1 protein-coding gene is annotated in these 375 nt (G+C 29.3%); it reads right to left on the bottom strand.

Annotated features, from left to right (window positions below; all coding sequences use genetic code 11):
- Positions 1–28 precede the first annotated feature (28 nt).
- On the bottom strand, positions 29–375 hold a 347-nt coding region (locus tag Q4548_RS16760; protein WP_303457188.1), incomplete at its 5' end, for an integrase core domain-containing protein.

Raw genomic sequence — 375 nt, 5'->3', positions numbered from 1 at the left:
CTAAAATAAGTTGACGATTAAAAAATCTTTAATGCAGAGCTTTTAAAAGCTCTGCATTTTTGTTGTGTATAAAATTAGGAGTTTTATAGTTTAAACTCAAGTGAGGTCTTTTGTTGTTATATATTTCTACAGCTTGTTCAATTAGCTTTTGTAACTCTTGTTTATTCTTTGCTTTATGGTACAAGAACTCTTGCTTGATTATTCCATTAATCCTCTCAGCTAAAGCATTTTGATAACAATCATAACCGTCAGTCATTGAAGGCTGAACATTACTATTTTTAAGTTTCTCTTGGTAAACTTCAGCACAATATTGTAACCCTCTATCAGAGTGATGTATTAAATCAAAATTCGTTTTTCTCTTTTTAATAGCCATAT

The organism is Wenyingzhuangia sp. 2_MG-2023 (assembly GCF_030548295.1).
Lineage (GTDB): Bacteria > Bacteroidota > Bacteroidia > Flavobacteriales > Flavobacteriaceae > Wenyingzhuangia.
This window is presented reverse-complemented; position numbering and strand designations above follow the sequence as displayed.